The organism is Roseateles sp. GW821-FHT02E12 (assembly GCF_059421665.1).
The window spans coordinates 1,151,229-1,176,646 of record NZ_JBWKVK010000001.1; the positions used below are offsets into that span (position 1 = coordinate 1,151,229).

Consider the following 25,418-nt stretch of genomic DNA (forward strand, 5'->3'; position numbering starts at 1 on the left):
AGTGGCCGGCAGCCCAAATAGCACCCGCGGGGCTGCCCTGACTCATTTAGGGGATTTGGATTTGTGTGGTCATGTGACAACGCCCGTGCCGTCCGTCACCCCCCGGTTGGGGCGGTGATTGCCCTAGGTTTCCGCCATGTAAAGCACACAGACCCCCTGGTTGCTGAGTCTATTGGGGCCTACCCGGATCGGCCGGGTTGCCCGCAGTCGCCAGACTCGCCCCGCGAAAACGCGTTTCCCCGCGAGGGATTCGTACTTCCAAATCACCTGCAACACAGCGTCGAGAACGTCCTCACGAAGGAGTAGTCATGTTTAAACGAAACGCCCGAAGCGCAGCTGCGCTGGCGATGATCGGCACGCTGAGCGCCGTCTCGGCAATGGCCCAAGAGGCCTCGCCGGAGAAGCTCGAGCGCATCGAGATCACCGGTTCGCGGATCAAGTCCGTGGGCGCCGAATCCAGCAGCCCGATCACCTCGGTCGGCAAGGAAGACATCAGCATCAAGCAGCCCGTCGCTGTTGAAGAACTGGTGCGCGGCCTGCCCTCCGCCTACCCGGCCATCGGCCCGAACGTGAACAACGGTTCGAACGGCACCGCGTCGATCGACCTGCGCGGCCTGGGTTCCAACCGTACGCTGGTGCTGATCAACAGCCGTCGTATCGTGCCCGCCACCCTGGGCGGTGTCGTCGACACCAACACCATCCCGGTCTCGCTGCTTGAGCGCGTCGACCTGGTGACCGGTGGCGCGTCTGCCGTGTACGGCGCTGACGCCGTGTCGGGCGTGGTGAACTTCATCACCAAGCGCAATTTCTCCGGCGTTGAAGCCACCTCGCTGTACAGCGCCTCTGAAAAGGGTGACGCCCAGCGCTACAAGAACGACCTGACCGTTGGCGCCAACCTGGCCGACGGCAAGGGCAACGTCGTGCTGCACATCGGCAACACGCGTACCAGCCCGCTGAAGCTCGCCGACCGCGACTACTCCGGCACCGTGATCTCCTCGTCGACCGGCAACCCCGGCGGCTTCTCCGGTACCGCCGTGCCGGCCGTGTTCTCGGGCATGCCCGCACCGATCGCTGGCAGCCGCGTTGTCGACGGCACCACCGGTCTGCTGCGCGCCGCCGTGACCTCCGGCCCGCCGGATGGCTACAACACCAACCCGCCGAACTACTTCGAAACGCCGCTGACCCGCACCCAGGTCACGGCTCTGGGCCGCTACCAGATCAACGAGTACGCCGAGGTCTACGCGGAAATCTTCCACACCAAGTCCAACGTGACGCTGAACCTGGCGCCGTCGGGTACCTTCGGTGTGGCGCTGAACATCCCCATCGGCAACCCGTACATCACGCCGGCCGTCCGCGCCCAGCTGTGCGCGGCCTACAACATCTCGGCCGCCAACTGCGTGCCTGGCAGCGCCACCGAGTTCCGTGCCAACGTCGCCCGCCGCTTCGTCGAAGCCGGCCCGCGTATCTACAGCTACGACAACGCGACGACCCAGTACACCGCCGGTGTGCGTGGCGACATCCCGATGTTCGAAGGCTGGAGCTACGACGCCTACTTCCAGTCTGGCCGTTCGGACCAGATCCAGCGTACCGGCAACGGCTTCTCGGCCACCAAGCTGCAGCAAGCTGCTCGCGCCACGACCGCTGGCGCCTGCACGGTGACCACCGGTGGTTGCGTGCCGATCAACCTGTTCGGCGCTGCCGGCACGATCACGCCGGAAATGCTGGCGTTCATCGCGACGCCGACCTTCCAGACCACGCGCGTCGACCAGAAGGTCATGGCTGGTTCCGCCAGCGGTGAAGTCGCTATCGCCAAGAGCCCCTGGGCCAAGAACCCGCTGGGCGTCGCTATCGGCTACGAAGACCGCACGGTGTTCGGCGGCAACGCGTCCGACGCGGTCGTGCAGACCCAAGGCGAACTGCTGGGCTCGGGCGCTCCGACCCCTGACCGTAGCGGTACGCTGAAGTTCCGTGAGATGTACGGCGAAGCCACGATGCCGCTGATCCAGGGCAAGCCTTTCATCCATGCCTTGAATGTCGGCTACGGCTACCGCGACACCGAGTTCGACTCGATCGGCGGCGTGAAGAGCTACGGCAGCTGGAAGAAGTCCTTCGACTACGCGCCCATCAAGGGTCTGCGTCTGCGCGGCGAAAGCCAGCGCGCTACCCGCGCTCCGAACGTGAACGAGCTCTACGCTCCGGTCACCACGGGCCTGTCCACCCGCTCCAATGACCCCTGCCAGGCTGGTCAGATCTCGGCGGCTTCGGCTGGCGTGGCTGGCTCGCTGACCAACCTTTGCCAACTGACCGGCGTTCCCGTCTCTCAGATCGGCAATGTGGCGGCTCCTTCGTCCAACCAGATCAACAACACCGGCGGCGGCAACCCCAACCTTGGCCCTGAAAAGGCCAACACGACCACCCTGGGTGTCGTGTGGGAACCGGACTTCATCGACAGCCTGTCGGTGACCCTGGACTACTGGAAGATCAAGATCAATGGCGCTGTGTCGGCCCCGACCAGCAACCAGGTGATCGACGGCTGCTACACGGCCGCGCTGAACCCGGGCCTGACCTACAACGCCTTCTGCCAGCTGATCCAACGTGATCCGCTGAACGGCGGCTTGAACGGCACGGGCAGCAAGGGCGTGAGCACCCAGTCGTCCAACCTCGGCTTGTACAACTTCTCGGGTATCGACCTGGGCGCGAACTATCGCCTGCCGCTGAAGAAGATCGGCTTCGCCAACTGGGGTCGTATCGACCTGAGCATGCAGCTTGCCTACCTCAAGCGCGCTGACTTCAAGTCGCTGCCGACGACGGCAACCCTGGAGCAGGCCGGCTTCTACGGCGTCGACGTGGGTACCCCGTACAGCAAGGTCCGCTTCAACCAGCGCACCAGCTGGACGATGGGCGACTACTCGGCAGGTCTGAGCTGGCGTCACATTGGCGCGTCCAAGGTTCAACCTGACGCCGCCGGTAGCTACCTGCCGCAGAACGAGACCATCAAGGCCTACGACTACTTCGACCTGAACGGTACCTGGCAGGTCACGAAGAACCTCAAGCTGTCCCTGACGGTCAACAACCTGTTCGACAAGGCGCCTCCGTTGGTCGGCACGGGCATCGGCCCGGGCTCGGTCAACTTCGGCAACACCTTCCCGACCGCCTACGACATCATCGGCCGCCGCTACACCGCGACCGTCCAGGCCAACTTCTAAACCAAGTCTGGCTTAGCCACCCCTCGGGGTGGTGTTGTCGAACGGGCCCTTCGGGGCCCGTTTTTCATTGGCGCCGACAATTCCGGCTTCATCCCTGCACCGACCCATGGCAGCCATCCATCCGGCCTCCTCGCTGGGCCAGGGCCTGCGCGCGCTGGCCGCCGGCCAAGCCGACGCCGCCCACACCCTGCTGCAACGCGCACTGCGCGAATCACCGGCCGCGCCCGAGGCGCCCGCCGCCCTGGGCCAATTGGCCGCCCAGCGCCAGCAATGGGCCCAGGCCGAGGCCTGGTTCCTGCGCTCGCTGCAGCTGCATGCCCGCCAGCCGCGCGTCTGGCTGGCGCGGGGCCAGATGCTGGAGATGCTGCAACGCCCGGCCGCCGCGGCCGAGGCCTTCGCCCAGGCCGCCGAGCATCAACCCGACCTGGCCGCTGCGCACTACCAGCACGCCAGGTTGAGGCGCGAGCTGGGCGAGCGCGAGCGCGCACTGCAGGCGGCCCACCAGGCCGTTCGCCTGGCGCCGCAGGACGCCAACGCGCTGCAACTCCTGGCGATGCTGCAGGAGGAAGGCGGAGAGCTGGCGGCCGCGTTGCCGACGCTGGACGCCGCGCTGCGGCTGGCACCCGAACGGCCCGCCCTGCACCACAACCGCGGCGTCGTACTGCACCGCCTGGGCCGCCATGCCGACGCGCTGGCGGCGCATGAACGCGCGCTTGGGCTGGGGCTGGACGTCGCCGAGGCGCACTACAACCTCGGCAACACGCTGCAAGCCCTGGGCCGAGCCGATGCGGCGCTCGCTGCCTACCGCCGTGCACTCGCGCTGCAGCCGCTTCATTCCCTGAGCCTCTACGACCTGGCCAAGTTGCGCTGGGCGCTGGGGCACGCCGATTTCACGGCCGAGCTGGAAACCGCCGCGCACATCGCGCCCGAGTCCGAGGTGCCGCCCAGCCTGCTCGGCCTGCTGCTGCTGCGCGCTGAACGGGGCGAAGCTGCGGCCGCGGCCTACCGCCGCGCCGCGGCGCTGGCGCCCGGCAATGCCGCCTATGCCGACGGCTTGGGCCAGGCCTTGTGCCTGCAGGGCCGCCACGAGGAATCGTGCGCCGCCCACCGGCAGGCGGTCTCGCTCGCGCCCGAAGACGTGGCCGTGCTCGGCAACGCCGCACGCAGCCTCTACACGGCGGGTCAGTCCGCCGAGGGCCTGGCCCTGGCCGAGCGCGCCTTCGCGCTGGCACCGAAAAACCAGCATGCGCTGGCCCTCGTTGGCACGGGCTGGCGGCTGACGGGCGACCCGCGTGCCGACTGGCTGAACGACCTGGACCGCTGCGTGGCCGTCATCGACATCGAGCCGCCGCCGGGCTGGGCCGATATGGCCCGCTTCAACGCCGCGCTGGCCGAGGAACTCACGCGGCTGCACACCGACGCCGAGGCGCCCATCGACCAGACGCTGCGCCACGGCACGCAGACGCGTGGCGACATCTTCGATCTCGACCTGCCGCTGGTGCAGGCGCTGAAAGGCCAGATCACCGCTGCCATCACGGTTTGGCTGGCGACCCTGCCGGCCGAGCCGGACCACCCCTTCCTCGGCCGCCTGCCGTCGCCCCCGCAGGCCTGGCATTTCACCGACAGCTGGAGTTCGCGGCTGCGCCGCAGCGGCTTCCACACTAACCACATCCACAGCCACGGCTGGCTGAGCAGCTGCTACTACGTCTCGACACCGCCCAGCGCCTTGCGCGAGGGCAGCCGCGACGGCTGGATCAAGTTCGGCGAGCCCGACCTGCCCGAGCCGCTGCGCTCAAGCCTGCCCGCGGGGCGCATGGAGGCGCCGCAACCGGGGCGGCTCGCGCTGTTCCCGTCCTATCTGTGGCATGGCACCACGCCCTTCCAGGACGAGGCCTACCGCTTGACGGTGGCCTTCGACGTGCTGCCCGACTAGGGCCTCACTCCACGCGGCGCACCCGCGGCGAGGTCTTCAGGCCTTCGATGTCCAGGTAGAAGGATGACAGCGCGCCGCGCTTCACGCTGACCTTGCGCGGGCCTTCAGGCAGCGAGACGGACGTGCCGTCGACGACCTGCCAGACCTGGCCATTGGCAAGGCGGATGCGCGAGTTGGGCCCCCAGCCTTCGAAGCTCGGGCCGACCGAGCTCTCGACCGACTCCACGGCCTCGGGGCGCCTGGATTCGGGCAGGCCGAAGGTTGCCTCACCCACACGGGCCGGCGCCGCTGCGGTAGCCACGGCCGTTGCAGGTGCCGCGGTTCGCGCGACTGCGGCCGGTGCGGCGGGCTTGGCAGGAGGTACCGGCTGCACGGGCACGCGTGCCGCGTCGGCCAGCGCGTCGTAGCAAACCAGTCGGGCGGCGCCGTCCGTCATCGCGCGGCAGCGTTGCAGGCTGTCCTGCGCCAGGGCCGGCATGGCAGCGAGCGAAAGGGCGATCAAGGTGAAGGTACGCATGGGTCAAGCCTAGCAGCAGTCGGCCACGAAAGAGCCGCCAGACACTGGGATTGGCGGCCGTGAACCGTCGCGCGCGGGCTCAGTGCGCGGCCTTCACTTTCAGGCGCCAGGCATGCAGCAGCGGCTCGGTGTAGCCGCTCGGCTGGGCCTCGCCCTTGAAGACCAGGTCCAGCGCCGCCTGCATGGCCGCGCCCTGCGGGTTGGCAGCCAGCGACTGGTACGCCGTATCGCCTGCGTTCTGGCCATCCACGACCTGGGCCATGCGCGTGAAGGTGGCGCGCACCTGGTCGGCTGACACGACGCCGTGGCGCAGCCAGTTGGCGATGTGCTGGCTGCTGATGCGCAGCGTGGCGCGGTCTTCCATCAGGCCGATGCCGTTGATGTCGGGCACCTTGGAGCAACCCACGCCCTGGTCCACCCAGCGCACCACATAGCCCAGGATGCCCTGCACGTTGTTGTCCAGCTCCTGCTGGCGCTGCTCGGGCGTCCAGTTGGCCTCGGGTGCCACGGGGATGGTCAGCAGTGCGTTCAGGATGCCGTCGCGCTCGGCAGCGAAGTCGACCTTCTCCAGCTCCTGCTGCACGGCGGCGACGCTGACCTGGTGGTAGTGCAGGGCATGCAGCGTCGCGGCCGTGGGCGAGGGCACCCAGGCCGTGTTCGCCCCGGCCTTGGGGTGGCCGATCTTCTGTTCCAGCATCGCGGCCATCAGGTCGGGCATGGCCCACATGCCCTTGCCGATCTGCGCACGGCCACGCAGGCCGCAGGCCAGGCCGGTCAGCACGTTGCTGCGCTCGTAGGCCTGGATCCAGCTCGACGTCTTCATATCGCCCTTGCGCAGCATGGGGCCGGCGCGCATGGCGGTGTGCATCTCGTCGCCGGTGCGGTCCAGGAAGCCGGTGTTGATGAAGGCCACGCGGCTGGCAGCGGCGGCGATGCAGGCCTTGAGGTTGACGGACGTGCGGCGCTCCTCGTCCATGATGCCCAGCTTGACGGTGCTGTCGGGCAGGCCCAGCAGCTGCTCGACGCGGCTGAACAGCTCGGACGCGAAGGCCACCTCGGCCGGGCCATGCATCTTGGGCTTCACGATGTAGACCGAGCCGGTGCGGCTGTTGCCGCGGCGCTTCAGGTCATGCATCGCGATCGTCGTCGTGACGACGGCGTCCATGATCCCTTCGGGGATCTCGCTGCTGTCGGCCAGCAGGATGGCCGGGTTGGTCATCAGGTGGCCCACGTTGCGCACGAACATGAGGGAGCGGCCATGCAGCGCCAGCGTGCCGCCGTTCGGGGCCGTGTAGACGCGATCGGCGTTCAGGCGGCGCGTGAAGCTCTTGCCGCCCTTGGCCACTTCCTCGGTCAGCGTGCCCTGCTGGATGCCCAGCCAGTTGCGGTAGGCCAGCAGTTTGTCCTCGGCGTCAACGGCGGCAACAGAGTCCTCCAGGTCGAGGATGGTCGACAGCGCCGACTCGACGATGACGTCGGCCACGCCGGCCGCGTCGGTCTTGCCGATGGGCGTGCTGCGGTCGATGCGGATGTCCAGGTGCAGGCCGTGGTGGACCAGCAGCACGCTGGTCGGCGCGGCGGCGTCGCCCTGGTAGCCGGCAAACGCGGTCGGGTCCTGCAGGCCGGTCGTCTCACCGGAGGCCAGCGTGATGGCGAGCTTGCCGCCGTCGATGCGATAGCCGGTCGCCTGGGCGTGGGAGCCGCTGGCCAGCGGCGCGGCTTGATCCAGCACCTGGCGAGCGAAGGCGATCACCTTGGCGCCGCGCACCGGGTTGTAGGCGCCGTCACGCGTGGCGCCATCGGCTTCGGAGATGGCGTCGGTGCCGTAGAGAGCGTCGTACAGCGAGCCCCAGCGTGCGTTGGCCGCGTTCAGCGCGTAGCGGGCGTTCAGGATGGGCACGACGAGCTGCGGGCCGGCCTGCAGGGCCAGCTCGGCGTCGACGTTGGCGGTGCTGGCCTTCACCTGGGCCGGCGGCTCGACGAGGTAGCCGATGCGGGTCAGGAAGGCGCGGTAGGCCGGCATGTCGGCGATGGGGCCGGGATGGGCCTCGTGCCAGGCGTCCAGTTCTGCCTGCAGGCGGTCGCGCTCGGCCAGCAGCGCGCGGTTCATCGGCGCCAGCTCGTGGGCCAGCTGGCTGAAGCCGGCCCAGAAGGCATCGGCCGCAATGCCGGTGCCGGGCAGCACTTCGGTGTCGATGAAGCGGGCCAGGTTGGCATCGACCTGCAGGCGGTGGAGAGTGGTGCGGCTGGTGGTGGACATGGGGCGGACTCCAGGCAAGAACAGATGCTCCCAATCTAGCTGCGCGGCGTGTCGGATTCGTTGTTCGCCGCGCCATTCATCTGTGACTAAAACGCAAAGGTGCGGGCTGAAACCGCTGTCTTTGCGTCGCTGGCCCAGCACAATGCCGGCATGGACAAGCTCAAGCAGATGGAGTCCTTCGTCCTCGTCGCCGCCAAGGGCAGCCTGACGGCGGCGGCGCAGGTGGAAGGGCTCGCGCCGGCCGTCATGGGCCGGCGGCTGGACGCGCTGGAGGCGCGTCTCGGTGTCAAGCTGATGCTGCGCACGACGCGGCGCCTGACGCTGACGCCCGAGGGCCAGGCCTTCCTGGAGGACTGCCAGCGCCTCATCGCTACGCTGGCCGACGCCGAGGCCGCGGTCAGCGCCGGCGGCCTCAAGGCCAGCGGCCATCTGCGCGTAACGGCCCCGGCCGGCTTCGGCCGCCGGCATGTCGCGCCGCTGGTGCCCGCTTTTCTCGCCGAGCATGCCGATCTCAGCCTGTCGCTCAACCTCAGCGACCGCGTCGTCGACATCGTCCACGAGGGCTTCGACTGCGCCGTGCGCGTGGGCGACCTGCCGGACTCCAGCCTCGTCAGCACCCGGCTGGCCGACAACCGCCGGCTGTGCGTGGCGGCGCCCAGCTATCTGAAGCGTGCAGGCGTGCCCAAGCATCCCGACGAGCTCGGCCGCCACGCCTGCCTGACGCTGAGCTCGGAGGCCAGCCAGACGCGCGGCTGGGCCTTCCAGATCGACGGTGCGGTGCAGCATCTGCGGCCCGAGACCAGGATGCAGGGCCGGCTGGACTGCAGCGACGGCCAGGTGCTGCACGACTGGTGCGTGGAAGGCCTGGGCCTGGCCTGGCGCAGCACCTGGGAGGTCGAGGCCGACCTGGCCGCCGGGCGGCTCGTCAGCGTGCTGGACGACTTCGCGGCGCCGCCCAACGGCATCTACGCCATCTTCCCGCAGTCACGCCATCTGCCGCTGCGCACGCGGCTGTGGGTGGAGCATCTGCGCGCCCACTACGGGCGAGCCGACTACTGGCGCAGCTAGCCACCGTCCTCAACCCTGGGGACGGCGACGGGTATGCCCCGATGCAGCGGCTGTTGCCGAGTCCTCTGATGCCCTTTCGCCTGGTGGCCACGTGGCACCAGGCGTCTGCTGTGGCGGGTTGCGCGATGCCCACCTGCCACGGCCCGTGCATCGGGCGTCGCAGCTAAGGAACGGAGAATTTCCATGAAGAAGACGACCGGTTTTCGAGAGCGGACCGCGCCGCGGCGCACCATCCTCGCGGCGGTGGCCATGGCCCTGCCGCTGATGGCAGCAGCGGCGCAGGGCAGTGAATGGAGCAATGCGGGGGGCGACCGCGAGAACACACGCAGCCAACCGTCCGAGCACAAGCTCGGCGTCGGCAATGTCAACCAGCTGGCCGTCAAATGGGCGTTGACGACGGCAGGCGATGTGTCGGCCACGCCGGCCGTCGATGGCGACACGGTCTATGTGCCCGACTGGGCCGGCTATCTCTATGCCGTCAACCGCAGCAATGGCAGCGTGCGTTGGGCCGTCTACCTGCCCTCGGTGACGGGCATCCCGCGCGACAAGGCCCGCGCCACACCGGCGCTGGGCGGCGGCAAGGTGGTCGTCGGCACCCAGGGGTCCATCCTGTCGGGCGGCGGCCCCGGCGGCAAGGTGCTGGCCTTCGACAAGGACACCGGCGCCCTCGTGTGGAGCACGCAGGCGGACCCGCACATCGCGGCCATCATTACGCAGTCGGCCACCATCCACGGCAACCAGGTCTTCGTCGGCGTCGCCTCGCAGGAAGAGGCGCTGGCCGCCTTCGTGCCGGGCTACCAGCTGTCCTTCCGCGGCAGCATGCTGGCCCTGGACCTGAACACCGGCGCCATCCGCTGGAAGACGACGCTCGCGCCGGCCGGCTACACGGGCAACGCGGTCTGGGGCAGCTCGCCCGCCGTCGACACCTCGCGCGGCGCGGTCTTCATCGCCACCGGCAACAACTACTCGGTGCCGCCGGCCGTGCTGGCCTGCGTGTCGGCCGCAGGCGCCGATCCGGTGGCCAAGGCCGCCTGCCTGCCGGCGAACGACTATTTCGACAGCGTCCTCTCCCTCGACATGAAGACAGGTGCGGTGCGCTGGGCGACCCGCGCCATCCCCTACGACGCCTGGACGGTGGACTGCATCCCCTTCTTCGGCGACGGCAGCAACTGTCCGTCGCCGGCAGGCCCCGACTACGACTTCGGCCAGGCGCCGGCGCTGTTCAAGTCCAAGGCCGGCAAGGGCAAGCCGGTGGAGCTGCTCGGCCTCGGGCAGAAGAGTGGCCAGTACTGGGCGCTGAACCCCGACACCGGCGCCGTGGCCTGGGTCACCCAGGCCGGCCCGGGCGGCACGGCGGGCGGCCTGCAGTGGGGCTCGGCGACCGATGGCACGCGCATCTACACGGCCAATGCCAACAGCAACGGGGTGCCCTGGGTGCCCATGGGCGCCGGCGCGTCGACGACACGCGGCGCCTGGTTCGGCCTGGATGCCGCCACCGGCGCCATGCTGTGGCAGACGCCCGATCCGCTGCCGCCGGGCGGCATCGGCGGCGGCCCCTCGGGTCCGGTGACGACGGCCAATGGCGTCGTCTACGGCTGCTCGCTGGACGCCAGCGGCCGCATGTACGCGCTCAACGGCGCGAACGGCGCCGTCCTGTGGAGCTATCCGAGCGGCGGCTCCTGCCTGTCGGGTGCGGCCATCGCGGACGGCACGCTCTACTGGGGCTCGGGCTACAGCAACTTCGGCTTCGGCACGCCGAACAGCAAGCTCTACGCCTTCACGGTGCCCGACTGAGCCGTCTAGCGTGAATGCCGGATGACGACGAAGCCCTCGTCGTCGTCCGGTGGCTGGAAATAGGCGGTGATGGCGTCGAACTCCGCCTCCGTGGTCCAGGGCGCGCCCTCGGGCAGGCCCTGGCTGCGCCGGCGCAGCTGTCGTTTGCAGAGCTCGTCCGGCGCATCGATGAAATGCAGCTCGTGGGTGACGCCGGCCTGCTCGAACAGCGCGCGGAACCAGGCCCGGTGGACGCGCGTGTTGGCGGGGAAGTCCAACACGACGGACAAGCCACGGCCCAGCAGGGCCAGCACGTGCGGCTGCAGCACATCGCGCAGCCGCGCCGAGCAGCGCACGTAGTCCGGGATGCTCAGGATCTCGCCGGGGAAGAGCTTCTCCAGCCAGTCGTCCTGCACCAGCAGCACGGCGTCATGCCGCGTGGCCAGCTCACGGGACAGCGTGGACTTGCCCGCGGCCATCTTGCCGCACAGGAAGAACAGGGTGGGCGAGGGCATGCGGCGAGCTTAGCTCGCGCATACCGATCTTCGGTGCTCACTCATGCCTGCCGGCCTGCATGCCGGCAGTCCTTCGCAGGCCGTCGGACAAGCCGCAGGGCTTGTCCTCGGTGCCTGCTCAGTCCCCCAACTGGACCTTGGCGCGCTTGCCTGCCCACGCGTCGAACTTGGGCGCATAGGCCTCCTCGATGCGGTTGCGCTTGACCTTGAAGGTCGGCGTGATGAAGCCGTTGTCCACCGTCCAGGGCGTCTTGATCAGCACGAGCGTGTCGAGCTGCTCGTGCGGGTCAAGCCGCGCGTTGACGTCGTCCAGGTGCTTGCTCAGTTCGGCCATCAGCGCGGTGCGCTCGGCCTCGGAGCTGGCGCGTTGCAAGCCCTGCGGCGACAGCATGGCGATGCCCAGGGGCTGGCCCATGTTGGCACCGGCCACGCAGCAGGCCTCGATGTTGGGGTTCATGCCCAGCCGGTCCTCGATGGGCGCGGGAGCAACGTACTTGCCCTTGCTCGTCTTGAACAAGTCCTTCACGCGGCCGGTGATGCGCACGCAGCCGTCGGCGTCCTGCGTGACCTTGTCGCCGGTGTGCAGCCAGCCATCGGGCGTCAGCGCGTCTGCCGTCAGGCCGGGCTCCTTGTAGTAGCCCAGCATCAGCGCGGGGCTGCGCATCTGCAGTTCGCCATTTGCCGGGTCGATGCGCGTCTGCACGCCGCCGTAGGCCGGGCCGACGGTGCCGCGCTGGTTCTTGCCCGGCATCGTCATGTGCGACAGCGCCAGGTTCTCGGTCATGCCGTAGCCCTCGTTGATGTGCAGGCCCAGCGTGCCGTACCACTCCAACAGCGCCACCGGCATGGGTGCAGCGCCGCCGACGGCGATGCGGCATTGGTCCAGCCCCAGCGCCTTGAGCACCTTCTTGCGCACCAGGCCGCCGATGATGGGCAGGCGCAGCAGCTTGTTCATCTTCTGCGGCGGCATCTTGGCCTGCACGCCCTGCTGGAACTTGACCCACAGGCGCGGCACGCTGAAGAAGATGGTGGGCCGCGAGCGCTGCAGGTCGATGGTGAAGGTGTCCAGGGATTCGGCGAAGAACACCTTGAGGCCGACCTTCAGCCAGCTGTGCTCGACGAGCACGCGCTCGGCCACGTGGGCCAGCGGCAGGTAGGACATCATGCGGTCATTGGCGCTCATCGGGAAGCGCGCCAGGCCCTCGGCGATGGCCCACGCGAAGGCGCCGAAGTTGTGCATCACGCCCTTGGGGTTGCCCGTCGTGCCCGAGGTGTAGATCAGCGTGCAGAGCTCGTCGGCGGCGCGCGTGGGCTCGCCCTTCAGCGGCTCGGTGCGGGCGCAGATGGCGTCCCAGCCTTCGTACTTCTTCTTCACGTCGTCGGGCGACAGCGCGTAGCTGGCACCGGCCAGGCTGGGCGGCACGCCGGGCTTCATGCCCTCCCAGCCGTCGAGCTTGCCGATGAAGATGAAGCGCGCCTCGCTGTGCGTGAGGATCTGCGTGATGGTCTCGGCCGCCAGCGTCGGGTACAGCGGCACGGACACATAACCGGCCATCCAGATGGCGAGGTCGGTCATCAGCCACCAGGCGCAGTTCTTGGACAGCATCGCCACCTTGGCGTCTGCCGGCCAGCCCTCGGCAGCCCCGCGGGCCTTCAGGAAGGCAGCCATGCGGCGCACCTGGTCGCTGACCTGGGCCCAGGTGAAGTTCTTGACGTCAGGCCCGCCCATGGGCTGTGTCAGCGTGACCGCACTGCCTGCCGTGCGCTCCCAGTGATAGAGGCGTTGCAATGCAAGTTGGTCGGCGGCGATGGTGGCCATGGGCTGTCTCCTCGGAGGATCTTTTCGGATCCCGAAAGTTAACCGCGTGTAAACCGCCCGCTGCTACGGGAAAACACCCTGCGGCGTGATGCTCTGCCCAGAGCGCCTAGAGCGGTGGCTCTAGAACTGGCCGGCCCACTGCGCCTTCCACTGCCCGCGGCCCAGCTCGGCACGCAGGCCGTCCAGCGGGTGGGGCTGCAGCCAGTCGGGGCGCAGCGCGTCGGCGCGCTTCAGGGCCTCGGCGGCGTCCGGCGTGCCGGCCAGGCTGGCCGCCAGGTCGAGCTGGGCGCGCCAATGGGGCAGGCCTTGCGGCGAGGGCAGCGCGTCGAGCACGGCGACGCGCTGGCGCAGCGCGGGCAGGCTGGCCTCGGGCTGGCCGCGGGCACGGGCCAGTTCGCCGGCCAGCTGGCCGATGCGGCTGCGCAGCTGCTGGTGTGCGGCCAGCCAGGGCTGGGTCTGCAGGTCCAGCAGCGGCGCGAGCGCCCGCTCGGCCAGGCGCAGGTCACCCAGACGCAGGCCCACCCGCACGAGGGCCAGGCCGGCCTCGGCCCAGGGCGGGCCGCTGATGTCGGGGCTGCGCGCGAGCTCGTCCACCATGCGGCGCGCCTGGGGCAGCCAGTCGGACGCCCGTTCGGGCCGGGCCAGCGCCCGCGCCAGCAGCGCGGCGCTCTCGCGCGGCAGGCGCAGCGTCGGGTGGCCGGCGGCCTCGGGCGGCAGCCAGGTCTCCAGGTCCTCGTAGGCCTGCACGGCCTGGGCGTAGTCGCCCAACTCGACGAACTGCCGGGCCAGGTCAGCACGCATGCGCTGGCTGCTGGAGTTGCCGGGCCCCAGCAGCGCGTCCATGTCGGCGATCAGCTGGCGTGCGTTGTCGACGCTGCCCTCGGGCCGGCCGAGCCGGGCCTGGATGTTCCACAGGTTCTGGCGGGAACTCAGCACGAAGCGCGCGCGGTGCGCGGGCGCCGTGGCCCAGGAGGCACGCATCGCTTCGACCAGCTTCTCGGCCTCCAGCAGCCGACCCTCGGCGACGCGCAGCTGGTAGAGGTAGTTGTTGTAGTAGGGGTATTCGTAGTCGCTGGGCTTGTAGAAGCGCTGCACCATCGGCCAGGCGCGTGCGTGGATGGCCTCGGCGTCGGCAACGCGCGCCGTGCCGGCGTAGGCAACGATGAGCTGGTAGAGCAGGCTCTCGTACTCGTCTTCCATCACGGTGCCTGGCAGCGCGGCGGCGAAGGCCGGCAGCATGGGCTCGCCCAGCGCGATGACCTCCAGCGGCGATTTCAGCGCCGTGTAGATGCGCGCCAGGCGCAGCTTGGCGATCAGCGTGTGCTCGTCGGCCTCGCCCCAGTGCCGACCGCTGACCTCGATCAGCTCCTTGGCCAGCGGGATGGCGATGTCGTGGCGGTTCATGTCCGAGTAGGTCGCCACCATCACGTCCAGCACGCGGGCGTAGGTCAGGTCGTCGCCGGCAAAGCGCTGGCGCAGTTCGGCGCGGCTCTTCTCCAGCACCTCGAAGATGGTCGGGATGTGGCCGCCATGCTTGTCGGGGTTGGCCGAGGCCAGCAGCTCGGTCAGGTAACGCGTGACCTCCTCGCTCTGGCGTGCCGCGGACTGGGCCTGGTTGCGCTGCCACAGGCTCACGCCCAGGCCCAGGCTCAGCGCGGCCAGCACCAGGGCGCTGCCGAAGGCCAGCGCGGCATTGCGTCGTGTCCACAGCCGCACGCGGTGGCGCCAGTCCTCGGCGCGCACGCTGACCGGGCGCTGGGCCAGCCAGTGCTCCAGGTCGTCGACGAAGCTGCCAACGCTGGCGTAGCGCTCCGCCGGGTTCTTGCGCATGGCCTTGGCGACCACGGCCTCCAGGTCGCCGCTGGCGCGGCCGGCGTCCAGCGGGCGGCCGGGCCCGGGGCCGGCTTCGGCGCCGGGTTCATCGCCAACGGTGGTGCGCGCAATGCGCTTGGCCTCGCCGTGCAGCACCGCATGCTCCAGCGCCGTGCGGCCCAGGCCGCGCTTGCCGAAGGGCAGTTCGCCGCTGGCCAGCTCGTAGAGCATGACGCCCAGCGAATAGATGTCGCTGGCGACGCCGACCGCCTCGCCGGTGATCTGCTCGGGCGCGGCGTAGGCCGGCGTGAGCCGCCGGCCGGTGACCATGGTCAGCTGGTGGTCGGACTGCAGGCCCGAGTCGTCCAGCAGGCCGGCAATGCCGAAGTCGAGCAGCTTGGTGCAGCCGCTCTCGTCCAGCATGACGTTGCTGGGCTTGAGGTCGCGGTGCACGATGAGCTGGGCGTGGGCGTGCTCGACGGCACGTGCCACGTCGACGAGCAGCTTCACGCGGGCGGCCAGTGGCAGGTCCTTCTCTCGCACATGCTCGGACAGCGTGCGGCCGGCCACGTACTCCAGCACGAGGAAGGCGCGGCCGTTCTGTTCGCCGGCGTCCAGCAGGCGGGCGATGCCGGGGTGGGTCAGGCGGCCGAGCAGGGCGCGCTCGCGGGCGAAGCGGGCCGCCAGGCCGGGGCTGGCGAGGTCGTCGCGCAGCAGCTTGATGGCCGCCTCGCCCTGGTAGAGGCCGTCGGCCCGCTCGGCGCGCCAGACCTGGCCCATGCCGCCTTCGCCCAGCAGTTCAGCCAGGCACCAGGCACCGAAGCGGTCGCCGGCCTGCGGCGGTGGCAGGCCGGTGGGCTCGGCCAGCGCCACGGCCAGGTGGGCGTCGAAGCCCGGCAGCGCGGCCAGCACGGTGGCGTCGTCGTCGGGCAGCGAGGCGAGCATGCGGGCCAGCCGCACGGCCAGCTCGGGCGGCTGCACGGTGGCCAGGCGGGCCTCGCGTTCGCGGGTGGGCAGGTCGGCGAACTCGTCGAACAGCGCGGACAGGCGCTGCCAGTCGTCGGCCTGCAAGCCCGAGTCCATCAGTAGACCGTGTCAGGCTTGTCGCCCAGGAGCTCCTGCAGCAGCGCCCGCGCCTTCAGCAGCTCGCGGTTGATGCTGCGTGTGGACAGGCCGCGCAGCACCGCGACCTCGGCGATGGTCAGGCCGGCGAAGCCGATCATCTCGATGAGTTCGTACAGCCCGGTGTCCAGCGCCCGCATGCGCTCCAGCGCCTGGTCCAGGCCGATCATGTCCACGGCCTGGCTCTGCACGGAGGCCACGTCGTCGGCGGCAGACAGCGTGACCATGAGGGCGTCGCCGCCGCGCTTGTCTCGCCCTTCCGTGCGCAGGTGGTCGATGACGACGGAGCGCAGCACGCGGCCGACGTAGGCGAAGAACTGGCCGCGCGTCTCGCCCTGCAGGCCTTGCTGGTCGGCCATGCGCAGGAAGCCCTCGTGGACGAGGGCCGTGGTGTTCAGGCCGGCCGACCTGCCGCCGGGGCCGCACTGTGCGAGACGGATGCGCGCGACGCGCTTGATCTCGGGGTAGAGCAGCGCGTAGAGCTGCTGCAGCGAGGCCGCATCGCCGCGCGAGGTGCCGATCAGCAGTTGGGTGATGTCGGCCATGTCAGCGGCTCAAGCGTCCTGGAAGGCGGCCAGGGCCGCGGCGATGTCGGCATCGCTGGCTTCGCGCTGCACGGGGGCATCCGTGGGCAGCCCTTCCCGCTTCAGGCGTGCCACCCATTGGCCGGCGTCGCGGCCCTGCTCGAAGCCGCTGCTTTGCAGCAGCAGCTCGCCGCCGGCCGACAGCAGCTTGAAGTAGAACTTGCCGTCTGCCTCGCGGTACTGCTTGAACACCGGCAGCGCGGCCTTCTCGGCCTTGCCCACGGCCGTCGTAGCGGTGGACGTGTAGGGCCGCAGGCCGCAGGCCTCGCGCAGGGTCCTGAGGAAGGGCACGGCGACGGCGCGGGCCTTGGCGGCGCCAGCCTGCAGCGTGGCCTCGAGCTTCTCGGGGTGAGCCATCAGCTCGGCATAGCGCTCGCGCATCGGGCCGATCTGGCCTTCGATGAGCGCGACCAACTGCTGCTTGGCCTCGCCCCAGCCCAGGCCGCCGCGCAGTGCGGCGCGGAAGGCGGCGCGCTGCTCGGTCGTCGCGAAGGCGTCGTAGATGGTGACCAGGGCCTGGCCCTGCGGATCCTTGGGCTCGCCGGGCAGCTTGGAGTCGGTGACGATGCGCGCAACCGCGTCCTTCAGCGCCGCGCTGCCGCCTTCGAAGAGCGGGATGACGTTGTCATAGCTCTTGCTCATCTTGCGGCCGTCCAGCCCGGGCAGCAGCTCCATCTCGGCGTCGGTCACGGCTTCGGGCAGCGTGAACAGCTCCTGGCCTCGGCCGAACAGATGGTTGAAGCGCTGTGCCACGTCGCGCGCCATCTCGATGTGCTGGACCTGGTCCTTGCCCACCGGCACCTTGTGCGCGTTGAACATCAGGATGTCGGCGGCCATCAGCACCGGGTAGCTGAACAGGCCCATGGTCACGTTGGCATCGGGTTCCTCGCCGGCGGCCACGGCCGCATCCACGGCGGCTTTGTAGGCGTGCGCCCGGTTCATCTGGCCCTTGGCGGTGACGCAGGTCAGCAGCCAGGTCAGCTCGGGGATCTCGGGAACGTCGCTCTGGCGGTAGAAGGTGACACGGTCAGCGTCCAGGCCGGCGGCCAGCCAGGTGGCGGCGATGGCGCGGCTGGAGTGGGCCAGGCGATCCGGCTCGTCGCACTTGATCAGCGCGTGGAAGTCGGCCATGAAGAAGAAGCTCTCCACGCCGGGCGCGCGGCTGGCTTCGATCGCCGGGCGGATGGCGCCGACGTAATTGCCGAGATGCAGGGTGCCGGTCGTTGTAATACCGGTCAGGACGCGTTGGGTCATGTCAGTGGCGCCCGGCCGTCCGAAGTCACTGACGCACCCCCTCGGGGGGCCATGAGTGCAACGAGCGTGGGGGCTAGGGAATTCGGTTTGGTGAAAAGTAACCAAACCGGATTGTGGCCTCAGCTTCGTTTGCGCGAAGGGGGTGCTGCTACCGAGGCGCGCCAGGTGACGGTGATGTCGAACTGCCGGGAAATGGGCAGCTCCTGCCCGTAGCAGCGGTTCAGCAGCCAGTGCAGGCCGGCCAGCGTCACCTCGTGGCTGGGGATGTGCACCGAGGTCAACCTAGGGGCAGCGAATTCGGCGCTGGGAGAGTCGTCATAGCCCAGCACCGAAACCTCGCGCGGCACCGACACGCCGCGCTCCTGGAAGTGGGCCAGCAGGCCGATGGCCATCTCGTCGTTGGCACAGAACACCGCGGTGGGCAGGCGCTTGAGCTTCAACAACACGTCGGCGGCGTCCCAGCCGGCCTGGTTGGAGAAGTCGCCGGGCACAGTCAGGATCTTGGCGGTGTCCAGCCCGCGCAGCGCCAACTCGCCCATGAAGCCGGCCAGCCGTGCGACGTTGTCGGGCGAGGTGGACGGGCCGGAGACGACGGCGATGTCCTTGTGCTTGTGCTGCAGCAACGCACGCGCGGCCTGCACGCCGCCCTGCACGTGGTCGGCCGTGAAGCACTGGTCCTTGATGCGGTCGAAGTGCCGATTCAGCACGACGACCTGGCGGGCCGCCGGGCCGAGGGCCTTGATGTCCTCGTCCTGCAGCGCGTTGGACAGCACGATGAGGCCGTCGCAGTCGCGGTCCAGCAGGAAGCGCATGCCGTCGTTGGTCTCGACACGCTCGTCCTCGATGCCCTCGCCGAAGGCCACCACCATGTGCAGGCCTTGCGAGCGCAGCACCAGGTCGATGGCGCGCAGGATGGGCGTGTAGTAGGTGCCGCGCAGGAAGGGGATGTAGACCCCGATCAGCTTGGACGTGCCGGCACCCAGGGACCGCGCCGTGTGCGAGGGCCGGAACTTCAGCTGGGCGATGACCTTGCGCACGCGCTCGGCCGTGGCCGGTGCGACGGAACCGTTTCCGCTGATGACGCGGGACGCGGTGCCCACGCCCACGCCAGCCAGCCGCGCCACATCCTTGATCGTTGCCATTCGCCCTCTGCTTTTACAGGGGCGGATTGAATCACAGGGGGCAGATGGGTTGGGGGTCCGCCGGCTCGGGCAGGGGCTTGGTGTTTGCCTGGGGCTCCTTGCCGCTCAGCCCACCGCCGACGGGCCACCAGGGCTTGGCTTCATGGCTGCTGAACTGGCAGGGGCCGGCAGGCCAGGGGAAGGAGAGGCGGCCGGTGAAGCCGGGCCAGGCCTTGCCATCGGCCGGCGCGACGAGCACATCGGCCAGGCCTGCACCCTCGGTGCCCGGCTGCCAGGCGGCGATGAAGGCGTCGCTCTTGTTGGCCAGGTCGTTCACATAGAGAGGCCGGCCCGAGTACAGCAGCGTGACGACCGGCGTGCCGCGGCCGGCCACCCGTTGCAGCACGGCCAGGTCGGCGGGGTGGCGGCGGCTGTGGCGCAGGTTTTCGGTGATGCGCACATCGCCCTCGCCCTCGGCGTACGGCGTCTCGGCCAGCACGGCAACGACGGCGTCGAAGTTCTTGGGGTCGCTCTTGCTGCCATCGGCATCGAAGCTGACGTTGGCCGCACCCAGGCGCTGGCGCAAGGCGGCCAGCAGCGAGGTGCCCTGCGGGTAGTCGACATTGGTCGTGTCACGGCCCTGCCAGGTCACGCTCCAGCCACCGCTCTGGTGGGCCAGGCTGTCGGCCGCGGGGCCGACGACGAGCACGCGCGCCGTGCCCTTGAGCGGCAGCAGCCCCGGCGTGCTCTTCAGCAGCACCAGGGACTCGCGCACCGCGCGGCGCGCCAGCTCGGGCGCCTGCATGGCCTCGACGGTGGCCGGCGCGGCGGGCTGCATGCCGATGCTGAACTTCACACGCAGGATGCGACGCACGGCGTCGTCGATGCGGGCCATCGGGATCTTGCCCTGCTCGACATCGCGCAGCGTGTTGTTGAAGAAGGCCTTCCAGTGGAAGGGCACCATGACGACATCGATGCCGGCGTTGATGGCCGCCGGGCAATCGTCATTGCGGCAGCCGGGCACCTGGCCGACGCCGTCCCAGTCGCTGACGATCAGGCCGTCGAAGGCCAGGCGTTCCTTGAGCACGCTGGTCAGCAGGACCTGGTTGCCATGCATCTTGCCGTGCTCGACATAGCCAGCGCTGTCAGTCCAGCTGTTGAAGGACGCCATGACGGTCAGCACGCCGGCGTCCAGCGCGCCGAGGTAGCCGGCGCCGTGCACCTGGGCGAGTTCGCTCGGCGTCGCGGCGCTGACGCCCTGGTCGATGCCACGGCGGGTGCCGCCATCCGCGATGTAGTGCTTGGCGGTGGCGAGCACGCCGCGGCCTTCCTTCATGCCGTCCTGCAGGCCTTCGACCGAGGCCTGGCCCAGGCGCTTCACCAGCGCCGGGTCAGCGCCGAAGCTCTCATAGGTTCGACCCCAGCGCACGTCCTGCACGACGGCCAGCGTCGGTGCGAACGCCCAGTGCAGGCCCGAGGCGCGGATGGCCCGTGCGGTGGCGCGGCCGATGTCGCGCACGAGGTCGGCGTCACGCGTGGCACCGAGCGCGATGTTGTGCGGGAAGAGCGTCGCGCCGCGCACGTTGTTGTGGCCATGGACGGCGTCGGTGCCCCAGATCAGCGGGATGCCCGGCGTGGCCTGCAGGGCCGCGGCCTGGAACTTCTCGGACAGCTCGCGCCACTGCGCCGGCGTGGACGCGCGGTCCTGCCCCGGCCAGCCGCCACCGCCGTTCAGGATGGTGCCGATGGCGTATTCGCGCACCTGCTCCGGCGTGATCGCGCGGATCTCGGGCTGGGTCATCTGGCCGATCTTCTGGCGCAGCGTCAATGTCTTCAGCGCCGCTTCGACACGCGCCTCCAACGCCGCGTCACGAACAGGCTTTCGCGCGGGCCAGGCTTGCACGATGGCTTCGGTTTCCGCGGCGCCCGCGGTGGTGGCCAGGGCAAGCAGGGCAGCAAGGATGGGGGTTGTGCGGGTCATCGTGAGCGGTCGGTTGGGAGCGCGACGGTAGTGGGTGAGACAAAAAAACGTCAACCCCTGGGCCGACGAGATTGACAACGCGAACTGTGACGCATTAGATTTGCGTCGCGTTTGGAACCGGTTCCATTATGCGATGCGCCCAACAGTGGTTGCACGTCATCGAGGGCCTCCCAAGCAGCGAACAAGATCGAACCAGGAGACAGAAAAATGCCCAACTTCAATCTGCACGCCGCAGGGCGCGCCTTCACGTCCATCCCATCCCGACGGCGCCTCACGCCCGTTGCCGCCGTCTGCGCCGGCCTGCTGAGCGCGCCGCTGCTGGCGTTGGCCCAAACCGCGCCTGCGCCGGCCAACGACCAGAAGCTCGAGACCGTGACGGTCACGGGCTTCCGCGCCAGCCTGGAGTCCTCGCTCAGCACCAAGCGCAATTCGGATTCCATCGTCGAGTCCGTGTCGGCGGAGGACATCGGCAAGCTGCCCGACGTGTCCATCGCCGATGCCATCTCGCGCCTGCCCGGCCTCACCGCCCAGCGCGTGGGCGGCCGCGCCTCGGTCATCAGCATCCGTGGCATGGCGCCGCGCTATGGCGTGACGCTGCTGAACGGCCGTGAGATCGTCAGCACCGGCGACAACCGCTCGGTGGAGTTCGACCAGTTTCCGTCCGAGCTGATCAACGGCGCGGACGTCTTGAAGACGCCGGATCCGAGCCTGTCCGTGCAGGGCCTGTCCGGCACGATCAACATGAAGACGCTGCGCCCGCTGGACTTCGGCAGGACGCAAGCCGTCGTCAGCGGCCGCATGGAGCGCAATTCCAATGGTTCGCTGAACCCCGAGATCTCGGGCACCGGCAACCGGCTGAGCGCCTCCTATGTGACGCAGTCGGCGGACCGCACCTGGGGTGTGGCCGTCGGCTTCGCCCACCTGGATTCGCCCAGCCAGGAGAAGCACTACAAGAGCTGGTGGTGGGCCAACACCAACAACTGGGGCGCGCCGCTGCCCGGGGTGCCGACGGACGCCGTCGCGCTGCAGGGCTTCGAGCTGGGTGCGGCCTCGTCGCGCCAGAAGCGTGACGGCCTGATGGGCGTGCTGGAGTACAAGCCCAACGGCGACTTCCACAGCACGCTGGACCTGTACTACTCCAAGTTCGACCAGACCGAGGCGCGCCGCACGGTGATGTCGGACATGTCGACCTGGTCGGGTGCGACCTGGGCCAATGCGCAGACGACCAATGTCAACGGAGACAAGATCGTCACCAGCGGCATCGTCAACAACACCACGCCGGTGGCGCTGACGACCTTCAACAAGCGCCAGGACGACGTGCGCGCCATTGGCTGGAACAACGAGTTGAAGCTGGCGGACTGGAAGCTGGTGGGCGACCTGAGCTGGTCCAAGGCCAGGCGCGACGAGCAGAACGCCGAACTGCAGGCGGGTTCGCTGAACCGCGTGAGCCTGGGTCAGGTCAACATCGTCACCGGTGACGGCCGCTCGACCTTCGCGCCGACCTTCGACTTTGCCGACGCCAAGAACGTCTACCTGCGCGACCCCGCCAACTGGGGCCGCGAGGGCCGCAGCCAGTTCCCCAAGGTCAGCGATGAGGCCAAGGCGGTCAGGCTCAGCGCCAGCCGCGTCTTCGACAGCTGGCTCTCCAGTGTCGAGGGCGGCCTGCTCTACTCAGAGCGCGACAAGGACATGAACCGCACCGAGGTGAACTACAACCTCAAGAACGGCCGCGCACCGATGCTGGTGCCGTCCAACCTGCTGCGCGAGCCGACCGACCTCAGCTTCGCCGGCAGCAACATCCGCATGGTGAACTTCGACCTGCCAAGCGCGCTGGGCCTGTACGACGTCGTGCCGACGGCCGCCGATCAGGCGCCGGGTCGCATCTGGCAGGTGCACGAGAAGGTCACGACGGCCTACGCCAAGCTGGGCTTCGAGTTTGATTGGGGCCTGCCCATCCACGGCAACCTGGGCCTGCGTGCCGTGCATGCCAAGCAGTGGAGCAACGGCCTGCTGTGGAACAGCAAGACCAGCACCACCGAGCCGGCCTCCGGCGGCACGAGCTACACCGACGTGCTGCCCAACCTGAACGTCGTGGTCGACCTGACGCCCAACACCATGCTGCGCTTCGGCCTGGCCAAGGTCATGGCGCGCCCGAACATGGAGGACATGCGCGCCGGCTTCGCGGGCATCGGCGTCAGCACGACCGAGCCGCATCTGTGGTCGGCCAACGGCGGCAATCCCAAGCTGGAACCCTGGCGCGCGGACGCGGTGGACCTGTCGCTGGAGCATTACATCGACAAGCGCAGCTATGTGGCGCTGGCGGCCTTCCATCGCAACATCAAGAACTTCGTCTACTCGCAGTCCATCAACTTCGACTTCACCGGCTTCCCCAACCCGACGGCCTTCACGCCCTACAGCAACATCGGCACGCTGAGCACGCAGTCCAACGGCACGGGCGGCATGATTGCCGGCTCCGAGGTCAGCGGCGTGCTCGACGGCTCGTTGATCAACAAGTCGCTGGACGGCATCGGCGTGCAGTTGGGCTTCTCCAAGACGCGCAGCTCGCTGCACGAGGGCAACGACCTCACCAAGCCGTTGGACGGCATGTCGGGTGTGGTGACCAATTTCACCGTCTACTACGAACGCGACAACTTCTCGGCGCGCATCGGCAGCCGTCACCGCTCGCCGTTCGTGACGACGGTGCGGGGCACCTTCGGCGAGAACGTGCCGAGCATGATCTCCAGCGAAACCGTCATGGACGCGCAGATTGGCTATTCCTTCGAGTCCGGCATGTTCAAGGGCCTGTCGTTGACGCTACAGGTCAACAATCTGCGCGATGAGCCCTACCGCACCCGGGTGGGCATCTCCACAGGTTCCGCCGATCCCACGGCCACCCTGCCGGAGCGCTACACGTCCTATGGCCGCCAGTACCTGATCGGTGGCAGCTACAAGTTCTGAGTCTTTTAGTTCCTGAAACCGCGCCGGCTCTCGTGGCCGGCGCCCTCACATCCGAAGCATGAGCTCCCACACCGCCCCGAAACGCCAAGACTTCCCCGCCGACTTCCGTTGGGGCGTGTCCACCTCCTCCTTCCAGATCGAAGGCGCCGGCCATGAGGATGGCAAGGGCGAGTCCATCTGGGACCGCTTCTGCAGCGAACCCGGCCGCATCCGCGACGGCTCCAACGCGCTGGTCGCCTGCGACCACTACCACCTGTTCCCGCAGGATCTGGACATGGCCAAGCAGCTGGGCGTCAACGCCTACCGCTTCTCCATCGCCTGGCCGCGCATCCTCCCGCAAGGGCGTGGTGCCGTGAACGAAGCGGGCCTCGCCTTCTACGACCGCCTGGTGGACGGCATGCTGGAGCGCGGCCTGGACCCCTGGGCCACGCTCTACCACTGGGATCTGCCGCAGCTGCTGCAGGAGCAGGGCGGCTGGGTCAACCGCGACACCGTCGGCGCTTTCCTCGAATACACCGACGTCGTGACCCGCCGCCTGGGCGACCGCGTCAAGCACTGGATCACGCACAACGAACCCTGGTGCTCCTGCATGATGGGCTACTGGGAGGGCGTGCACGCCCCCGGCGGCAAGAGCCTGGCCGACGCGATGCAGGCCTGCCACCACGTGCTGCTGTCCCACGGCCAGGCCATTCCAGTCATCCGCAACAACTCGGCCAACGCCCAGGTTGGCATCACGCTGAGCCTGCACCCCATCGCCGCGGCGTCCGACAGCGCCGAAGACATTGCCGCGCTGAAGCGCCACGACGGCCTGCGCAACCGCTGGTTCCTCGACCCGCTGTTCGGCCGCGGCTACCCCGCCGACACGCTGGAACTGCTGGGCGACGCCTCGCCCAAGGTCGAGGCCGGCGATCTCGATGCCATTGCGACGACGACCGACTTCCTCGGCGTGAACTACTACTTCCCCGAGATGGTGGGCAACGACCCCAGCGACAAGGGCGGCCCGATGCGTGCCAGCCTCGTCGAGCGCGAAGGCGTCGAGCGCACGGGCTTCGGCTGGGAGGTGTCGCCGCAAGGCCTGGTCGACCTGCTGACCCGCATCCAGCGCGACTACAACCCGCCCGTCGTCCAGCTGACCGAGAACGGTTCCACCTTCGAGGACGTGCTGACCCCCGACGGCCGCGTTCACGACGCCGAGCGCCTGAGCTATCTGCAGCGCCACCTGAGCGCCGTGCGGCAGGCCATGGACGCCGGCGTGCCGGTCAAGGGCTACTTCGCCTGGAGCCTGCTCGACAACTTCGAGTGGGCCGAGGGCTATCTGCGCCGCTTCGGCATCGCCTACGTGGATTACGCGACGCAGCAGCGCACGCTGAAGGACAGCGGCCTCTGGTACGGCCGGTTTCTGAACAAATAATTAACGGCCTGCAAGCCGCCTGATGCTGGGTACAGGCGGTTTCTAAATGAAATATTACAGGGTCAGCCCTCAGGCGCGCCGAGG

General features: G+C 69.0%; 15 protein-coding genes. 6 read left to right on the forward strand and 9 right to left on the reverse strand.

All coding sequences use genetic code 11. From position 1 onward, the window contains the following. Positions 1 to 308: 308 nt before the first annotated feature. Both AC07V5_RS05515 and AC07V5_RS05520 read left to right on the forward strand, forming a co-directional pair. Positions 309 to 3,206: a TonB-dependent receptor domain-containing protein gene (locus AC07V5_RS05515; RefSeq protein ID WP_495114615.1), complete on the forward strand. Its 2,898-nt coding sequence runs from the start codon at positions 309 to 311 to the stop codon at positions 3,204 to 3,206. 106 nt (positions 3,207 to 3,312) lie between these two features. Beyond that, a complete protein-coding gene (locus AC07V5_RS05520) occupies positions 3,313 to 5,139 on the forward strand; it encodes a tetratricopeptide repeat protein (RefSeq protein ID WP_495114616.1) in 1,827 nt (608 codons plus the stop codon). A gap of 4 nt (positions 5,140 to 5,143) precedes the next feature. On the opposite strand, the gene AC07V5_RS05525 is transcribed toward AC07V5_RS05520, so the two are convergent. Further along, a complete protein-coding gene (locus AC07V5_RS05525) occupies positions 5,144 to 5,656 on the reverse strand; it encodes a hypothetical protein (protein WP_495114617.1) in 513 nt (170 codons plus the stop codon). A gap of 79 nt (positions 5,657 to 5,735) precedes the next feature. Then, on the reverse strand, positions 5,736 to 7,916 hold the full coding sequence (locus AC07V5_RS05530) for a malate synthase G (RefSeq protein ID WP_495114618.1): 2,181 nt from the start codon (positions 7,914 to 7,916) through the stop codon (positions 5,736 to 5,738). A gap of 150 nt (positions 7,917 to 8,066) precedes the next feature. Here AC07V5_RS05530 and AC07V5_RS05535 point away from each other — a divergent pair, with 150 nt between their 5' ends. Both AC07V5_RS05535 and AC07V5_RS05540 read left to right on the forward strand, forming a co-directional pair. Continuing rightward, positions 8,067 to 8,984 (forward strand): LysR family transcriptional regulator, encoded by a 918-nt coding sequence (locus tag AC07V5_RS05535; protein WP_495114619.1) that lies wholly within the window; start codon positions 8,067 to 8,069, stop codon positions 8,982 to 8,984. 183 nt (positions 8,985 to 9,167) lie between these two features. Beyond that, complete coding sequence (locus AC07V5_RS05540) at positions 9,168 to 10,778, forward strand: outer membrane protein assembly factor BamB family protein (RefSeq protein WP_495114620.1); 1,611 nt, start codon at positions 9,168 to 9,170, stop codon at positions 10,776 to 10,778. Positions 10,779 to 10,783: 5 nt separating this feature from the next. On the opposite strand, the gene AC07V5_RS05545 is transcribed toward AC07V5_RS05540, so the two are convergent. The 7 genes from AC07V5_RS05545 to AC07V5_RS05575 all read right to left on the reverse strand — a co-directional run bounded on the left by AC07V5_RS05545 (position 10,784) and on the right by AC07V5_RS05575 (position 20,965). Next, positions 10,784 to 11,272, reverse strand: a complete 489-nt coding sequence (locus AC07V5_RS05545; RefSeq protein ID WP_495114621.1) for a P-loop nucleotide/nucleoside kinase family protein — start codon at positions 11,270 to 11,272, stop codon at positions 10,784 to 10,786. 118 nt (positions 11,273 to 11,390) lie between these two features. Next, positions 11,391 to 13,091 (reverse strand): AMP-binding protein, encoded by a 1,701-nt coding sequence (locus AC07V5_RS05550; protein WP_495114622.1) that lies wholly within the window; start codon positions 13,089 to 13,091, stop codon positions 11,391 to 11,393. A gap of 120 nt (positions 13,092 to 13,211) precedes the next feature. Next, positions 13,212 to 15,986 carry a serine/threonine-protein kinase gene (locus AC07V5_RS05555; protein WP_495114623.1) on the reverse strand — a complete coding sequence of 925 codons (2,775 nt, stop codon included), beginning with the start codon at positions 15,984 to 15,986 and terminating at the stop codon, positions 13,212 to 13,214. Next, on the reverse strand, positions 15,986 to 16,570 hold the full coding sequence (locus tag AC07V5_RS05560; protein ID WP_495114624.1) for an ECF-type sigma factor: 585 nt from the start codon (positions 16,568 to 16,570) through the stop codon (positions 15,986 to 15,988). Before AC07V5_RS05560 ends, AC07V5_RS05555 begins: the two co-directional genes overlap by 1 nt. Positions 16,571 to 16,579: 9 nt before the next feature. Continuing rightward, positions 16,580 to 17,863 carry a tryptophan--tRNA ligase gene (locus AC07V5_RS05565; protein ID WP_495114625.1) on the reverse strand — a complete coding sequence of 428 codons (1,284 nt, stop codon included), beginning with the start codon at positions 17,861 to 17,863 and terminating at the stop codon, positions 16,580 to 16,582. 119 nt (positions 17,864 to 17,982) lie between these two features. After that, positions 17,983 to 19,005 (reverse strand): LacI family DNA-binding transcriptional regulator, encoded by a 1,023-nt coding sequence (locus AC07V5_RS05570; RefSeq protein WP_495114626.1) that lies wholly within the window; start codon positions 19,003 to 19,005, stop codon positions 17,983 to 17,985. 31 nt (positions 19,006 to 19,036) lie between these two features. Next, a complete protein-coding gene (locus AC07V5_RS05575; protein WP_495114627.1) occupies positions 19,037 to 20,965 on the reverse strand; it encodes a glycoside hydrolase family 3 protein in 1,929 nt (642 codons plus the stop codon). A gap of 207 nt (positions 20,966 to 21,172) precedes the next feature. Between AC07V5_RS05575 and AC07V5_RS05580 the strand changes: the two genes are divergently transcribed. After that, positions 21,173 to 23,923, forward strand: a complete 2,751-nt coding sequence (locus tag AC07V5_RS05580) for a TonB-dependent receptor (RefSeq protein ID WP_495114628.1) — start codon at positions 21,173 to 21,175, stop codon at positions 23,921 to 23,923. Positions 23,924 to 23,981: 58 nt separating this feature from the next. Continuing rightward, positions 23,982 to 25,334, forward strand: a complete 1,353-nt coding sequence (locus AC07V5_RS05585) for a GH1 family beta-glucosidase (RefSeq protein ID WP_495114629.1) — start codon at positions 23,982 to 23,984, stop codon at positions 25,332 to 25,334. Positions 25,335 to 25,418 lie beyond the last annotated feature (84 nt).

Bases quoted from the DNA above. Each gene is read 5' to 3' on its own strand.
- AC07V5_RS05515 (WP_495114615.1), top strand. From the start codon at position 309: ATGTTTAAACGAAACGCCCGAAGCGCAGCTGCGCTGGCGATGATCGGC.
- AC07V5_RS05520 (WP_495114616.1), top strand. From the start codon at position 3,313: ATGGCAGCCATCCATCCGGCCTCCTCGCTGGGCCAGGGCCTGCGCGCG.
- AC07V5_RS05525 (WP_495114617.1), bottom strand. From the start codon at position 5,656: ATGCGTACCTTCACCTTGATCGCCCTTTCGCTCGCTGCCATGCCGGCC.
- AC07V5_RS05530 (WP_495114618.1), bottom strand. From the start codon at position 7,916: ATGTCCACCACCAGCCGCACCACTCTCCACCGCCTGCAGGTCGATGCC.
- AC07V5_RS05535 (WP_495114619.1), top strand. From the start codon at position 8,067: ATGGACAAGCTCAAGCAGATGGAGTCCTTCGTCCTCGTCGCCGCCAAG.
- AC07V5_RS05540 (WP_495114620.1), top strand. From the start codon at position 9,168: ATGAAGAAGACGACCGGTTTTCGAGAGCGGACCGCGCCGCGGCGCACC.
- AC07V5_RS05545 (WP_495114621.1), bottom strand. From the start codon at position 11,272: ATGCCCTCGCCCACCCTGTTCTTCCTGTGCGGCAAGATGGCCGCGGGC.
- AC07V5_RS05550 (WP_495114622.1), bottom strand. From the start codon at position 13,091: ATGGCCACCATCGCCGCCGACCAACTTGCATTGCAACGCCTCTATCAC.
- AC07V5_RS05555 (WP_495114623.1), bottom strand. From the start codon at position 15,986: ATGGACTCGGGCTTGCAGGCCGACGACTGGCAGCGCCTGTCCGCGCTG.
- AC07V5_RS05560 (WP_495114624.1), bottom strand. From the start codon at position 16,570: ATGGCCGACATCACCCAACTGCTGATCGGCACCTCGCGCGGCGATGCG.
- AC07V5_RS05565 (WP_495114625.1), bottom strand. From the start codon at position 17,863: ATGACCCAACGCGTCCTGACCGGTATTACAACGACCGGCACCCTGCAT.
- AC07V5_RS05570 (WP_495114626.1), bottom strand. From the start codon at position 19,005: ATGGCAACGATCAAGGATGTGGCGCGGCTGGCTGGCGTGGGCGTGGGC.
- AC07V5_RS05575 (WP_495114627.1), bottom strand. From the start codon at position 20,965: ATGACCCGCACAACCCCCATCCTTGCTGCCCTGCTTGCCCTGGCCACC.
- AC07V5_RS05580 (WP_495114628.1), top strand. From the start codon at position 21,173: ATGCCCAACTTCAATCTGCACGCCGCAGGGCGCGCCTTCACGTCCATC.
- AC07V5_RS05585 (WP_495114629.1), top strand. From the start codon at position 23,982: ATGAGCTCCCACACCGCCCCGAAACGCCAAGACTTCCCCGCCGACTTC.